Below are 14,954 nucleotides of genomic sequence, written 5' to 3' on the forward strand. Positions count from 1 at the left end.
ATCGTGCGCCTCGACGTCGTCACCATCTTTCCCGAATACCTCACCCCGCTCCGAACTGCGTTGCTGGGCAAAGCAATCGACCGCGGCCTCGTCTCGGTCGAGGTTCATGATCTGCGGTCGTGGACTCACGACGTGCACAAGGCCGTCGACGATTCGCCCTACGGCGGCGGGCCCGGAATGGTCATGAAGCCGACAGTGTGGGGAGACGCGCTCGACGACGTGCTGACAGACGATTCTCTCCTCGTCGTCCCGACTCCGGCCGGGGTGCCGTTCACCCAGCGGACAGCCGAGCGATGGTCCTCCGAGAAGCATCTCGTGTTCGCCTGCGGCCGATACGAAGGCATCGATCAACGCGTGTTCGACGACGCCGCACGCCGGGTCCGGGTCGAGGAGGTCAGCATCGGCGATTACGTGCTCATCGGCGGCGAAGCTGCCGTCCTCGTCATGGCCGAGGCCGTGGTTCGACTGATGCCGGGGGTTCTCGGCAATCAGCAATCGCACCAGGAGGATTCGTTCTCCGACGGACTGCTCGAAGGGCCGAGCTACACCCGCCCCGCACAGTGGCGCGATCTCGATGTTCCGCCGGTGCTTCTCTCGGGTGATCACGCGAAGATCGCTGCGTGGCGTCGAGAGCAATCACTGGACAGGACCGCCGAGCGTCGTCCGGACCTGTTGCAGGACTGACCAATTCAGCTGACGGTGCCGTCGGGGAAGAGCATCGAAACGAAGCCGGTGAGAGTGTCCCTGGCATGCAGTGCGCTCGCGTCGTCGCTGACGTCGACGACGGCGGTGTCCGGATAGCGTTCCATGTCGTCTGCGTAGAAGATGTCCTCGCGTGACGACAGAGCCAGAACATAGCGGTTGTCGACACCGATCGTGCCCGTGGACAGGTGTACCCACCGATCGGACACGCAGCACATCCAGCCCTGCTTCACAGCGTGGACGCTCTCGCCGGGCAAACCGTCGACGATCCCGAAATGTTGTTTGTAGCCGTCCGCGGCAATCGGTGCCGACCGCCGCAGCATTCCGATCACGATGTCCGTCGAGGCGGTCGTCAGACCGCCGCTGCCGTTGAGCAACCCCGCGTAGTAACCGACCAGGTCGCTGGGCGTGGTCTCGGTGTTGTACCACTGGTCGTCGCCGGGAGCTGTGGTGCTCGTCAAGCCGTAGCGAGCCGCCACCGTGCGCACGATCTCGGACGAGCCGTAGCGGTACCAGAGGGTGTACGCGGCGTTGTCGTCGGACAATTCGAGCATGCTGGTCATGGTGGCCAGGTCGTCGGCCGAGACCGGACGGTTCTCCGATTGCGCTCGGAACAACACCTCGTCGGCGATGAAGAGTTTGGACACCGACGCGGTTTCGACCTGAACATCGGCGTTGCTGCTGTAGTACGAGCCTGTCCGACGATCCAGCAGCGCGAAATCGACATCGGCGCCACGGGCCTGGGCCGACGCGATCGCCATCGGGATACGAGCTTCGAGGGCAACGCCGTCGACCTTCTTCATGTCGGGAAATGGCGATGCCGACGTCTCGGCGGTCTCCTTCGAGGCGGAGTCACCGATCTGATCGTCGGGAGGAACCGAGCACCCGGCCAACAACAGGGAAGCGCAGGCTGCAGCCAGGAATCGAGACACCCTGACCATCCGCGTATCTCTCCCACACGTTGAACCGCTGACCGACATGTCCCACAGTAGCGGTAGGGTCCATCGCCGTGACCACTGCTCTGAAATCTGTGAACAAGCGCATAGCCGAAGAACTCGACGTTCGTGAAGAACAGGTTCGTGCCGCCGTGGAACTGCTCGACGGCGGGTCGACGGTCCCGTTCATCGCGCGCTACCGCAAGGAAGTCACCGGCACCCTCGACGACACTCAACTGCGTCAGCTCGACGAGCGGCTGAGGTACCTGCGCGAGCTCGACGAACGCAGAGACGCCGTCATCGAGTCCATCCGCTCGCAGGGCAAGCTCGACGACGCACTCGAGCAGTCGTTGATGCTGGCCGACACCAAGGCGCGGGTCGAGGACATCTACCTGCCGTTCAAGCCCAAGCGTCGGACCAAGGCTCAGATCGCGCGTGAGGCCGGGCACGAGCCCGTCGCCGACGCCCTGTTCTCCGACCCCACCACCGACCCGGCCCAGTTCGACCAGGAGCAACTCGACGGCGCTCGGGCGATTCTCGTCGAGCGTTTCGCCGAGGACGCCGACCTGGTGGGTGAACTGCGCGAGCTGATGTGGACGTCCGGCAAGCTCGTCGCGTCCGTCCGCAAGGGCAAGGAAGAGGAGGGTGCCAAGTTCTCCGATTACTTCGAGTTCTCGGAACCGTTCACCAGCCTGCCTTCGCACCGAATCCTCGCCACGCTCCGAGGCGAGAAGGAAGAAATACTCTCGCTCGGCTTCGAGCCCGAGCGTGACGAACCGACCCCCGGGGTGCCGAGCGTCTACGAGGGTCGGATCGCCACCAAGTTCGGGATCGCGAATCGCGGACGGCCCGCCGACAAGTGGCTGCTCGATACCGTCCGATGGGCGTGGCGCACCAAGATGTTGGTGACCGTCTCCCTCGACACCCGCATGCGACTACGCCAATCCGCCGAGAAGGACGCCGTCGACGTGTTCGCGAGCAACCTCAAGGACCTGCTCCTCGCTGCGCCGGCGGGCAACCGCACCACGATGGGCCTGGACCCGGGCTTTCGCACCGGCACCAAGGTCGCCATCGTCGACGCCACCGGAAAGGTCGTCGACTTCGACACCATCTACCCGCACAAACCGCAGGGCAAGTGGGATCAGGCGGTGGCCACCCTCGCCGGCCTTGCCGCCAAGCACAAGGTCGAACTGATCGCCATCGGCAACGGCACCGCATCGCGTGAAACCGACTCGCTGGCAGCGGAATTGATCGCCAAGTTCCCTGCCGCCAACCTGACCAAGGTGGTGGTGTCCGAGGCCGGAGCGTCGGTGTACTCCGCCTCCGCGTACGCCTCGAGCGAGCTGCCCGAGCTGGATGTGTCGATCCGTGGTGCCGTCTCGATCGCCCGTAGGTTGCAGGATCCGCTCGCCGAGCTGGTCAAGATCGATCCCAAGTCGATCGGCGTCGGGCAGTACCAGCACGACATTTCCGAAACTCTGCTGGCCCGATCACTCGGTGCCGTCGTCGAAGACGCGGTGAACGCGGTCGGCGTCGACGTCAACACCGCGTCGGTACCGTTGCTCTCGCGGGTCTCCGGTATCGCCGGCTCTCTTGCCGAGAGCATCGTGGCGCACCGCGACCAGAACGGTCCGTTCTCCAGCCGCAGCACACTCAAGGAAGTCCCGCGCCTGGGCCCCAAAGCTTTCGAGCAGTGTGCCGGATTCCTCCGCATCTCCGGGGGAGAGGATCCGCTGGACCGGTCGAGCGTGCACCCGGAGGCCTATCCCGTCGTGCGGCGCATCGTCGGCAAGGCCGGCGTCGGGGTGCGGGAGGTCATCGGCAACACGACACTGCTGCGCTCACTCGACCCAGCCGAATTCGCCGACGAGCGATTCGGTCTGCCCACCGTCACCGACATCATCTCCGAACTCGAGAAGCCGGGACGCGACCCTCGTCCCGAGTTCAAGACCGCGACCTTCGCCGCCGGTATCGAGAAGGTCGCCGACCTGAAGCCGGGCATGACGCTCGAGGGAGTCGTGACCAATGTGGCGGCGTTCGGGGCGTTCGTCGACGTCGGTGTGCACCAGGACGGGCTCGTGCACGTCTCGGCGATGTCGCACAACTTCGTCAAGGACCCGCGTGAAGTCGTCAAGTCCGGCGACGTCGTACGCGTCAAGGTGATGGAGGTCGACATCCCCCGTCAGCGCATCGGCCTGAGTCTGCGGCTGGACGACGAACCCGGTGCGGCAGGCGGCAAGGACGCCCGCGGACAGCAGGGTGACCGGCCTCGAGGCCAGGGACGGGCCGCGGGCGCGAATCAGGCAGGCCGCGGGCGAGACGCACGCCCGCAACGGGATCGTCGAACGGCCGGGGGCGCTGGTGCCGTGGCACCGGCTGCCGGTTCCATGGCCGACGCGTTGCGGAAGGCGGGATTCGGAAAATAGCGAACGGTTCCTCGGTCGATGCTGCCCTGGGTGGTCCCGGACGCGAATAGGGTGAAACGCGATCATCGGTCGTTCGGCAGGAAGGACGTGAGGCACACGTGAGGTGGTTGCAGCACGGGGTCATCGATCACGGCCGCCTGCCGCTGCTGTGTTTCCTGCTGGGGCTGTTGGCGGGATTTCTACTGATCCGCCTCAGCGTCAGGATGATTCGCGCAGACGTGAAATGGTGGCCGGGAAACATCACGCCCGGGGGTCAGCACATCCACCACGTCGTGTTCGGAATCGTGCTGATGCTGCTGGCGGGGATCGGCTTGATCGCGGTGTACGTCGACGGTTCCGAGTCGGTCGGCGCGGCGTTGGCGGCGATCTTCGGCATCGGCGCGGCTCTCGTCCTCGACGAGTTCGCGTTGATCTTCTATCTCCGTGATGTCTACTGGTCCGAACAGGGCCGCACGTCGGTGGACGCCGTGTTCGCGGCAGTGGCGTTCACCGGCCTGCTGCTGCTCGGCTTCCACCCCCTGGAGTTGCTCAGCCCGGCCGATTTCCGGGCCGATCCCGACCCGTGGGTGCGTGGCACCCTGGCGGTGTTGGCCCTGGCCAATCTCGCGCTCGGTGTCATCGTTCTGCTCAAGGGCAAGATCTGGACCGGACTCCTCGGGCTGTTCGTCCTGCCGATCCTCGTTCTGGCCGCAGTGCGGTTGAGCAGGCCGAGCGCACCGTGGGCGAGGTGGCGCTACACCACCAGGCCGAAGAAGATGGAACGCGCTCTGCGCCGAGAGAAGCGGTGGCGACGGCCGATCATCCGGGCCAAGATCTATCTCCAGGACGCGATCGCAGGCAAGCCGAGCATCGTGCATGCACGTGAGGCCACCGAGCACGAATTGGCGCGGACGGTCCTACCTGCGCCGATGGCGAGCGAGACGGTTGCAGGCCGAGAAGCGCCGATTTCGTCGAACGCCTGATGGTCTGGCACAATGGTCGGGTTGCCTCTAGCAGGCACGGACCTCACTCGGAGTACGAACCAGTCGAGCCGTTGCATCAGCGAGCCGCTCGGTTCCTCTACTCATGCGCAGAACGCAAGGATGGCACAACCGATGAACACTCTGGACTTTCTCGACAATCAGTCGCTGCGTAGCGACATCCCCGATTTCCGCCCCGGCGACACGCTGAACGTGCACGTCAAGGTCATCGAAGGCTCGAAGGAGCGCATTCAGATCTTCAAGGGCGTCGTCATCCGACGTCAGGGCGGTGGCGTTCGCGAAACGTTCACGGTCCGCAAGGTCTCGTTCGGCGTCGGCGTCGAACGCACCTTCCCGGTGCACAGCCCCAACATCGCGCAGTTCGAGGTCCTGACCCGTGGTGACGTCCGTCGCGCCAAGCTCTACTACCTCCGCGATCTGCGTGGCAAGGCCGCCAAGATCAAGGAAAAGCGCTGACCGGTTCCGCCCGGACACATCAGTTCACACCATGCCGCGTTGCCCGTCAGGGCGACGCGGCATCGTGCTTTTCGTCCACGCTCGTCCCGCGTTTCTCCCGGCCGACGAGCGGATCGACAGCCGCGAACCGCCCATGCGCAGACCGTCCGGCCGTGCGGGCGACGGTTCCGGCTAACCTGATCACGTGACGCAGTCCCCACAGGATCCAACCGACGAGCCCGACGACGAGTCTTCACGGAAGAAGCGTCGGGAACGCAAGCCCCGATCGTTCTGGCGTGAGCTTCCCATTCTCATTCTGGTAGCGCTGGTACTGAGTTTCCTGCTCCAGACGTTCGTTGCCCGGGTGTATCTGATCCCGTCCGAATCGATGGAGCCGACCCTGCACGGCTGCACCGGCTGCACCGGTGACCGCATCGTGGTGGAGAAGATCGGATACCGGTTCGGCGACCCCGAGCCCGGCGACATCGTCGTCTTCCGCGGTCCCGATTCGTGGAACGACGAATTCGTGTCACAGCGGTCCGACAATGCGGTGATTCGCGGGGCACAGGAAGTCGGCTCTCTGATCGGCGTTGTCGCTCCTGACGAGAACGATCTGGTCAAGCGCGTCATCGCCGTCGGCGGTCAGACCGTCGAATGCTGCGACGACCAGGGTCGAGTTCTCGTCGACGGTCAGCCGTTGGACGAGCCGTACATTCAGATGGACTTTCCGTTCACTCCGGGCACGATGACGTGCGACACCGAGCTGAAGTCCGGACGTTGCTTCGACCCCGTCACGGTGCCGGAAGGCAACGTCTGGGTCATGGGTGACAACAGGAGCAACTCGCGAGATTCTCGGTATCACGTCACCGACGAGTTCACCGGAACCGTTCCCCTCGACAACGTGATCGGTAAGGCCGTGTTCATCGCGCTGCCGCCGTCACGAACCGGCATCCTGGATTCTCCCGACATCCAGGGTCGATGACGGCAACCCCCCGACGTGCGCCGCGTGCGCGCGCAACATTGACTCGGTCGTCGTGGCCACCGCGTCCGATCATCCGACGAGCGGCCGGCTTGCGGACGATGGAATCGGCGCTCGAGCGCGGCGGTCTCGGACCGGTCGCGGGAGTCGACGAAGCGGGAAGAGGAGCGTGCGCCGGTCCGCTGACCGTTGCAGCGTGTGTTCTCGGTGCGCGGGCTCATGCATCTCTCGCGGACCTCGACGACTCGAAGAAGTTGACCGAGCGACGGCGCGAGGAACTCTTTCCCAAGATCCAGAGGCTGGCACTGGCGTGGAGCGTGGTGTCGATCGACGCGGCGGAGGTCGACCGCATCGGAGTCCACGTGGCGAACATCGAAGGAATGCGACGCGCGGTCGCCGGGCTCGGCATGACCCCGGGTTATGTACTCACCGACGGCTTTCGGGTACCCGGTCTTCCGGTTCCGTCGTTACCGGTGATCGGCGGCGACGCCACCGCAGCGTGCATCGCTGCGGCGAGCGTGCTGGCGAAGGTCTCCCGGGATCGATTGATGGTGCAGCTGGACGAGACCATTCCCGGCTACGGATTCGCCGTGCACAAGGGGTACAGCACGCGCGCGCATTCCGCCGCGATGACCGCTCTCGGGCCCAGCAGCGAACATCGAATGTCCTACGCAAATGTCGCAGCGGCGGCCGCAGGGCTCTCTCGTGATTTGTCTGAGGGTCGTTCCGCAGGCTCCACTCCCGGGGTCGACGCCGTGGGGCGAATGGACTGCCGCGACGCAGGTGCGCGATGATTGCTGTTCACGCGCGACTGGAGGATGAAAGAGACCGATGAGTGCCGAAGATCTCGAAAAGTACGAAACCGAGATGGAGCTCTCGCTGTATCGCGAGTACCGGGACATCGTGGGTCAGTTCAACTACGTCGTCGAAACCGAGCGACGGTTCTATCTGGCGAACTCTGTCGAACTCATTCCGCACAACGCCGACGGTGAAATCTACTTCGAATTGCGAATGTCCGACTCGTGGGTGTGGGACATGTATCGCCCCGCCCGTTTCGTCAAGCATGTCCGGGTGATCACCTTCAAGGACGTCAACATCGAAGAGTTGGACAAACCAGATCTTCGTCTGCCGGAATAGCTCTCCTCGTCCGGTGCGGACTCGCTGACGCTCCCGAGCATCGGACGCGAGTGAACGCGCCACACCCGGCGTCGGAGCGGCGGGCTGCGAACCGCCTGATTCGATGCGATCGTCGAAGCTCCGGTTGTATTGCCCCACGAAAAGCTGGACACCCGGCCAAATCGGTCCGCATGTTCTGTTTCCGTGCTCGATGTCGCGGAAATTCGTTCTCGGTCCAACGGTGCACGTGGGTCGTCACCGTGAAACCGGTTGCGCAACAACGCTATTCGATTTCATCGATTACTCACTCCAAAAGCTGATCAATTTCTGCACCGATATTCGTCGATTCGACACGGTGCGAAACACCTGCAGTTCTTTGCGTGAATACGAGAATGGGTGGTAGAACTTGAATATCACATCCCCCAGACGTGTAAGAGGTACGAGATGGCACGCAAGACACTTGTGCAGATGATCGACGATGTAGACGGATCGGTCATCAAAGACGGCCAAGGTGAATCCATCGAATTCGGCATCGGTGGAAACCAGTACCGCATCGATTTGAATCTCAAGCATGCCAACGAATTGCACGAACAGTTGGCATTCTGGATCGAGCATGCCGAGAAGATTTCCGGACGCCGCACCCGTAAGGGCGGCGCTGCGGCAGCACCGGTTCGGGGCAAGGTCGATCTGCAGGACATTCGAGCGTGGGCACGCGAGAACGGCCACGAGGTCAGTGCCCGTGGTCGCATCAGCCAGGATGTGCAGGCGGCCTACGAGGCTGCTCACTGACCTTCCTCGCCAACGAGACCTGAAGTCTCGGCACCGCCGTGTTCCGTATCGGTACTGTCGTTTTTCGTACCGCCACACCGCATCAGCTCCGTCCGAATTCGGACGGAGCTTTTTGCGTATCGGGGCTGCACTCACCCGGTTGCTCGGACACCCTCGAGCCCTAGCAAAGCGGTCCGACACAGCGGACGAACGGCCGGTGATAATCGGACCGTCGATCCACAGTCGAGTAGTTGTCCACAGGGCAATCTTCCACCTGCGCTTTCTTCGCTTCTTCCCTTTCGGGTCGTGCCACCGTCGATACGACCGAATCGGCCGTAATGCGCGGTCGGAGAGTGGAGGAATGGCGGACATGGCAACCAACCAGGAACTCGGTGCCCGCGGTGAGGAACTTGCGGTGCGTCATCTAGAGGACATCGGCCTCGAGGTGATCGAGCGGAACTGGCGGCACCGATCCGGTGAACTCGACATCATTGCGCGCGACGGCGACACGGTGGTGTTCGTCGAAGTGAAGACTCGATCGGGAATCGGATACGGAACGCCAGCCGAAGCGGTGACGTACACGAAGCAAACTCGAATCAGAGGGCTCGCGCTGCGGTGGCTTTCTCTGCAGCAGGGGCCGTGGGTGCAGATCAGGTTCGACGTGATCGCAATAGTGGTCGGTCGCCACGACGACCCGGTCATCACGCACGTTCGGTCCGCGTTCTGATGCCACTCGGACGAGCCCACTCGGTGGCGGTCAACGGGGTCGACGGCGTGCTGGTGGAAATCGAAGCAGATATCGGGCAGGGCCTGCCCGGTACGCATCTGGTCGGGTTGCCCGACACTGCTCTCAACGAATCACGTGATCGGGTCAAAGCAGCGGTGAAGAACTCGGGTGGCACGTGGCCGGACAGCCGGGTGATTCTCGCGCTGTCGCCGGCAACGTTGCCCAAGGGCGGATCGGTGTACGACCTGGCCCTCGCATTGTCGGTTCTCGATGCCGCGAAGGCGATTCCGCGCGGATGTCTTTCCGAGACCGTCTTTCTGGGTGAATTGGCACTCGATGGCAGGCTGCGTGCAGTTCGTGGAGTCCTGCCCGGGGTGCTCGCGGTCAAGAAGGCGGGTTGGCAGCGGGTGATCGTTCCGCTGCAGTGTCTGCCCGAAGCGGGTCTGGTGGACGGAATCGAGGTGTTGGGCGCAGGTTCGCTCGGGGACGTGGTGGCGTGGCTTCGTGGTGAGCAGGCCCTCGAATCACCCATTCCGACCGAATGGCACGAGGAGGTCTACCCGGATCTCAGTGATGTGGCCGGACAGGCCGACGCGCGATGGGCCCTGGAGGTCGCCGCGGCAGGCGCACATCACATCATGCTGACCGGGCCACCGGGAATCGGAAAAACTATGCTCGCGCAACGTCTTCCGGGAATTCTCCCGCCGCTGACCGAATCGGAAGCGCTCGAAGTGACAGCGATCCACTCGGTGGCGGGCCTGTTGACCACGGCGCGGCCTCTGATCACGTCGCCGCCGTTCATCGCGCCACACCATTCGACTTCGGTGAGCGCCTTGGTCGGGGGCGGAACCGGAATGGCCAAACCGGGAGCGGTCAGCCGCGCACACCGCGGAGTTCTGTTTCTGGACGAATGCGCCGAGATGAGCGTTCGGGTACTCGAGGCCTTGCGTACTCCGTTGGAGGACGGCGAGATTCGCATTGCTCGGCGCGACGGTGTGGCCAGGTATCCGGCCAGATTTCAGTTGGTTCTCGCCGCCAATCCGTGCCCGTGTGCGCCTGCGCGGCAGGTCGACTGCGTCTGCCCGCCCACAGCGCGACGCAAGTATCTCGGCAAGCTGTCCGGGCCGTTGCTGGACCGTGTCGATCTGCGCATTCAGATGATGGGTGTCGCGACGGGCGCACTGGTCGACGAGGTGGGGGAGGGCACGAGTGAGATTCGCGCGCGCGTGACCGGGGCCAGGGACGCCGCTGCGGAGCGGTGGCGGGAGTTTGGGTGGAGGACCAATGCGGAGGTTCCGGGACCCGCTCTGCGGCAACGATTTCGATTGGCGCGCTCGACGCTCGCTCCGGTCGAGCGTGCGTTGCGCAACGGATCGCTCACCGCACGCGGCGCAGACCGCGCCATTCGGGTGGCGTGGACGCTGAACGATCTCGCCGGTGGCTCGGTCCCCGGTGCCGACGAGGTCGGAGCCGCGTTGGACTTCCGGGACAGGGGAGTGGCATGACACACGACACACGCCGACTCGCTTGGGCGTACCTCTCTCGGGTGGCGCAGGGCCCGCATCGACCGGTGGTCGATCACGCCGCAGCGCACGGTCCCGAATCGACGGCAGAAGCAGTGCGAGCCGGTGGGTTGGGGGAGCGGCTCGCAGTTCGCGCCCACATCGACACTGCGGCAGCGGACCTCGATCACATCGGTGCGCTCGGTGGCCGGTTGATCACGCCGGACGACGACGAGTGGCCGGCGTGGCGCTTCCTCGGATTCGACGGACCGGGTATGACCGCAGGGGTGGACACCTGTGCGCCGATTGCGTTGTGGGCGCTGGGAACTCGGCCGGTGGCAACGATCACCGAGCGGTCGGTGTCCATCGTCGGGACTCGCGCATCGAGTCCCTACGGTGATCATGTGACGGCGGAGATATCCTCCGATCTGGCGCTCGACGGCTGGACCATCATCTCGGGAGCGGCGTTCGGTATCGATGCCGCGGCACATCGAGCGGCTCTCGGAGTCGAGGGGACGACGATGGCGGTACTCGCCTGTGGCGTCGATCGTGCGTATCCAGCGGGCCACTCGCGGCTACTGCGGCAGATCGCTGCTCACGGTCTGGTTCTCAGCGAGTACGCGCCGGGCACGACCCCGGCGAAGCATCGCTTCCTCGCTCGCAACAGGCTCGTCGCGGCACTCGGATCGGCTGTGGTGGTCGTCGAGGCCGGGTGGCGCAGCGGTGCGCGCAACACGGCGGCGTGGGCAGCGAAACTCGGTCGGCCGGTGCTGGCGGTCCCGGGGCCGGTCACCTCGCCCACGTCCACGGGTTGTCACCGCATGATCCGGGACGGCGAGGCCGTGCTGGTGTCGAGCTCTCACGACGTGGTCGCCGAGGCGGGCGCACTCGGGTCGCTGGAGGAGTCTCGGCCCGAGCTCTTTCGCGAGACCGATGCGCTCTCGGACACCGCCCTGTTGATCTACGACGCGTTGCCGGCGACCGGATCACTGTCGAGTCGAGAGTTGTCCGAGCACTCCGGTGTGCCGCTGAGCAAGGTGCGCGCATCCCTGCCGGTCTTGGAGATGGACGGATTCGTGGCCAGCGACGAGACCGGATGGTTCCGCGTGGTGCGTGGATGAGCGCACCACGACTTCGAGCCCGAACGGTAGGGTGTTAGGTAATGCTTAGTCGATGCATCGGGTATCGGCGTCGTTCGCTCGAAGAGGGGTCCGAAGTGCCACGCAAGAAAACCACCCTGTCCGTCCTGCGCACCGAGGCGCTCACCCCGCACATGCACCGGGTCTACCTGGGTGGGGCCGACTTCGACGACTTCGATGCAATCGACGAGACCGATGCCTACGTCAAGTTGTTCTTCGGCACCGATGACGAACCGATCATGCGCACGTACACCGTTCGCTCGGTCGACACCGCCGCGCGGGAGATCGCCATCGACTTCGTGGTGCACGGAGACGAGGGAGTCGCCGGGCCGTGGGCCACTCGGGCGAAGCCGGGAGACGAGATGTCGTTCTTCGGCCCGTCCGGTGGGTACGCCCCGCGCCCCGATGCGGACTGGCACTTGTTCGCCGGCGACGAATCGGCGATTCCGGCGATCTCGGCTGCCGTCGAGGCGCTCCCGGAAGACGCCGTCGCCAAGGTTTTCATCGAAGTCGCCGACCGGCACGACGAGATCTACATGGAGACTCTCGCCGTCGTGGATGTGACCTGGGTCCACCGGGGTGCGTCCTCGAACGAGGTCGGCGACGACCGGGCCGGAGACAACGCGCCGCTGATCGCGGCGGTGAAGGAAACGGAATGGCTTCCGGGGCAAGCGCAGGTCTTCGTGCACGGAGAAGCGCAGGCCGTCATGCACAACATCCGGCCCTACATCCGTAAGGAGCGCGGAGTCGGAGCCGAGTGGGCCTCGATCTCGGGCTATTGGCGTCGCGGCCGGACCGAGGAGACATTCCGAGTGTGGAAGCGCGAACTCGCACAGGCCGAATCCGGTGTCGACGCCTGATCCGGCGACAACCCACCTCGGACGGCGTGTCCGGTTGTCGCTGAGCCTGCCAGCGCCCAAGCTGAGCCGGTGACCGATTCGCTGCCGCCGCACCTCGACATTCACGTCGAGGAGTTCGCCGAGCACCTGCGACTCGGTCGAGAGCGATCGGAGCACACCATCCGGGCCTACGTCTCCGATGCTCGTTCGTTGCTCGCGCACTTCGCTGAGTCCTCACCGGATGCGACGATCGCCGACCTCGACCTCCGTGCGGTGCGTTCGTGGCTGGCCGCGCACTCGGCCGCCGGCTCGGCCAGAACGTCGATGGCGAGACGAACCTCGTCGGCGAGGACCTTCGGGAAGTGGCTCGAACGCGTGGGAGCGGTGACGGCAGCGCCGGCGGAACGCCTGGCCGGACCCGCCGGCCACCGCACGCTGCCCGGTGTTCTTCGCCACAGCCAGGCGGCGCACGCGTTGGCCGCCGCCGAATCCGGTGCCGCCGAGCTCGATCCCATCGCGCTACGGGACAGGCTCATCGTCGAATTGCTCTACGCAACCGGGGTGCGCGTCGGAGAGCTGTGCGGACTCGACGTCGACGATGTGGACACCGATCGCCGCCTGATTCGAGTGATCGGCAAGGGCAACAAGGAACGCTCGGCTCCGTACGGTGCACCGGCAGCGCATGCGGTCGAGAACTGGCTGGTCAGCGGCAGACCCGAACTGGCCGGTGATCGATCCGGTGCGGCGTTGCTGTTGGGACGTCGAGGTGGACGGCTCGATCAACGGCAGGCCAGAACGGCGGTACACGCGGTACTCGAGACCGTTCCCGGTGGTCCCAGCCTCGGCCCGCACGGCCTACGGCATACCGCGGCAACTCACCTGCTCGAAGGAGGAGCCGATCTGAGGGTGGTGCAGGAGCTGCTCGGCCACGCCTCGCTGGCGACCACTCAGATCTACACACACGTCTCGGTCGAACGGCTACGAGCCGTGCACGATCAAGCTCATCCCCGAGCGTGAGCCGAGCGTCGGCGGCACAACGTTTGGTAGCGTCGTGTCCGACTGACTACACCGAATACGGGGGACCGTGGACCGCGACCGACCGCAAGGTACTTCGGAGACGTGGTCCATGCATGTCCGCAACGGCTCTGCTGCCGATCGTCGGAATCCCGCTGGTCGTTCGGACAGCGCACGCGACGACAGCAACGGGCCCGTATCGTCGGATCCGATGTCCACTCCCCGCTCGACGCCTCGGCAGCCGCCACCCTGGCAGACACCCGACTCGGGCGACCGGCAACCCCTGCCACCGCGGTACAACCCGCCGGTGCCGCTCGAGCCCGGGCCGCCGGCCGTCCAGCAGGACCGGTACCTGCCGGTGCCGCCGCACACCGAGGATCCTCGGACGCAGCCCGATCGATGGTCGCCGCAACCGTGGTCGGGGGCACCCAACGCCTATCGACCCAACAGCCAGGATCTGGGCGCGGATTCGTTGCTCAAGCGTCCCAAGCGAGTGGCCAACTCGGGTTGGCGGCGAGGGGTGCACCGGCTCACCGGCGGGGTCATCAACCCTGGCGAATCGACGGCGGAAGAGCGGTACCGAAACCAGGTCGAACGAATTCGGCAGCCGGTGCTCGGCGATTACCGGATCGCGTTCCTGTCACTCAAGGGTGGCGTCGGCAAGACGACCACCACTCTCGGTCTCGGCTCGACGTTCGCGTCGCTGCGCGGAGATTGCGTCATCGCGGTGGACGCGAACCCCGACTTCGGCACCCTGGGGGAGCGAGTTCCACGTCAGACGTCGTCGACCGTGCGTGATCTGCTGGCCGCCGCACCGCACATTCGTCGCTACTCCGACATCCGCGAGCACACCTCGCAGGCACCGAGTCGACTCGAGGTGCTGGCCGGCGAGCGCGACCCCGCCGCATCGGAGATGTTCGGTGAGGAGGACTACCGCGCCGTCATCGACATGCTGCAGGTGTACTACAACCTGATCCTTACCGACTGCGGTACCGGGATCATGCACTCGGCGATGAACGGGGTGCTGCAACTGGCGAACGCGCTGGTACTGGTCAGCTCGCCAGCGGTCGACGGTGCTCGCAGCGCTGCAGCGACGCTGGACTGGCTCGAGCTGCACGGCTACGGCCATCTTGTCGAGCGCACCGTGGTGGTGATCAGCTCGGTCCGCCCGGGTTCGTCGGCGGTGGACATGAACCTGCTGCAGCAGCACTTCCTCGAGCGCTGTCGCGCCGTGCTGGTGGTTCCGTTCGACGAGCACCTCGCCGAGGGAGCCGTGGTCGATCTGGATCAGTTGCGTCCCCAGACTCGAAGCGCGTTCATCGAACTCGCCGCCATGGTGGCCGACGACTTTCCCGCGGCGTCCGGCAGACACTCCGGCCAACAGCGCTGACG

The 14,954-nt window shown here is 65.0% G+C and carries 15 protein-coding genes; 14 read left to right on the forward strand and 1 reads right to left on the reverse strand.

Annotation, left to right across the window (positions count from 1 at the left end; all coding sequences use genetic code 11):
• The first annotated feature begins 3 nt into the window (after positions 1 to 3).
• Complete coding sequence (gene trmD / locus CH251_RS18400) at positions 4 to 684, forward strand: tRNA (guanosine(37)-N1)-methyltransferase TrmD (RefSeq protein WP_094614378.1); 681 nt, start codon at positions 4 to 6, stop codon at positions 682 to 684.
• 5 nt (positions 685 to 689) lie between these two features.
• Here trmD and CH251_RS18405 read toward each other — a convergent pair whose 3' ends face one another.
• Positions 690 to 1,643, reverse strand: coding sequence for a serine hydrolase (locus CH251_RS18405; RefSeq protein WP_094614379.1), 954 nt, complete (start codon positions 1,641 to 1,643; stop codon positions 690 to 692).
• 68 nt (positions 1,644 to 1,711) lie between these two features.
• Here CH251_RS18405 and CH251_RS18410 point away from each other — a divergent pair, with 68 nt between their 5' ends.
• The 13 genes from CH251_RS18410 (at position 1,712) to CH251_RS18470 (ending at position 14,952) form a co-directional block, all read left to right on the forward strand.
• Positions 1,712 to 4,063: a Tex family protein gene (locus tag CH251_RS18410; protein WP_094614380.1), complete on the forward strand. Its 2,352-nt coding sequence runs from the start codon at positions 1,712 to 1,714 to the stop codon at positions 4,061 to 4,063.
• Positions 4,064 to 4,170: 107 nt separating this feature from the next.
• On the forward strand, positions 4,171 to 5,025 hold the full coding sequence (locus CH251_RS18415; RefSeq protein WP_094614525.1) for a hypothetical protein: 855 nt from the start codon (positions 4,171 to 4,173) through the stop codon (positions 5,023 to 5,025).
• A 132-nt stretch (positions 5,026 to 5,157) separates the two neighbouring features.
• On the forward strand, positions 5,158 to 5,499 hold the full coding sequence (gene rplS / locus CH251_RS18420) for a 50S ribosomal protein L19 (RefSeq protein ID WP_027496692.1): 342 nt from the start codon (positions 5,158 to 5,160) through the stop codon (positions 5,497 to 5,499).
• Positions 5,500 to 5,683: 184 nt separating this feature from the next.
• Positions 5,684 to 6,460 (forward strand): signal peptidase I, encoded by a 777-nt coding sequence (lepB, locus tag CH251_RS18425; RefSeq protein WP_094614381.1) that lies wholly within the window; start codon positions 5,684 to 5,686, stop codon positions 6,458 to 6,460.
• Positions 6,457 to 7,251, forward strand: a complete 795-nt coding sequence (locus tag CH251_RS18430) for a ribonuclease HII (protein ID WP_094614382.1) — start codon at positions 6,457 to 6,459, stop codon at positions 7,249 to 7,251. Before lepB ends, CH251_RS18430 begins: the two co-directional genes overlap by 4 nt.
• Positions 7,252 to 7,288: 37 nt before the next feature.
• Entirely contained in the window at positions 7,289 to 7,594 is a 306-nt protein-coding gene (locus CH251_RS18435; protein ID WP_008717288.1) for a DUF2469 domain-containing protein, read from the forward strand.
• A 423-nt stretch (positions 7,595 to 8,017) separates the two neighbouring features.
• Positions 8,018 to 8,362, forward strand: a complete 345-nt coding sequence (locus CH251_RS18440) for an Lsr2 family protein (RefSeq protein WP_037189646.1) — start codon at positions 8,018 to 8,020, stop codon at positions 8,360 to 8,362.
• Between the two features lie 349 nt (positions 8,363 to 8,711).
• Positions 8,712 to 9,068: a YraN family protein gene (locus CH251_RS18445; protein ID WP_094614526.1), complete on the forward strand. Its 357-nt coding sequence runs from the start codon at positions 8,712 to 8,714 to the stop codon at positions 9,066 to 9,068.
• Positions 9,068 to 10,573, forward strand: coding sequence for a YifB family Mg chelatase-like AAA ATPase (locus tag CH251_RS18450; RefSeq protein WP_094614383.1), 1,506 nt, complete (start codon positions 9,068 to 9,070; stop codon positions 10,571 to 10,573). Before CH251_RS18445 ends, CH251_RS18450 begins: the two co-directional genes overlap by 1 nt.
• Positions 10,570 to 11,691, forward strand: coding sequence for a DNA-processing protein DprA (gene dprA, locus CH251_RS18455; RefSeq protein ID WP_094614384.1), 1,122 nt, complete (start codon positions 10,570 to 10,572; stop codon positions 11,689 to 11,691). The genes CH251_RS18450 and dprA overlap by 4 nt, the downstream gene beginning before the upstream one ends.
• A gap of 95 nt (positions 11,692 to 11,786) precedes the next feature.
• Complete coding sequence (locus CH251_RS18460; protein WP_094614385.1) at positions 11,787 to 12,569, forward strand: siderophore-interacting protein; 783 nt, start codon at positions 11,787 to 11,789, stop codon at positions 12,567 to 12,569.
• Positions 12,570 to 12,638: 69 nt separating this feature from the next.
• On the forward strand, positions 12,639 to 13,565 hold the full coding sequence (locus tag CH251_RS18465; protein WP_094614386.1) for a tyrosine recombinase XerC: 927 nt from the start codon (positions 12,639 to 12,641) through the stop codon (positions 13,563 to 13,565).
• A gap of 208 nt (positions 13,566 to 13,773) precedes the next feature.
• Positions 13,774 to 14,952 (forward strand): MinD/ParA family protein, encoded by a 1,179-nt coding sequence (locus CH251_RS18470; RefSeq protein WP_306436817.1) that lies wholly within the window; start codon positions 13,774 to 13,776, stop codon positions 14,950 to 14,952.
• Positions 14,953 to 14,954: the final 2 nt, after the last annotated feature.

This window comes from Rhodococcus sp. 06-462-5, from assembly GCF_002258315.1.
GTDB lineage: Bacteria > Actinomycetota > Actinomycetes > Mycobacteriales > Mycobacteriaceae > Rhodococcoides.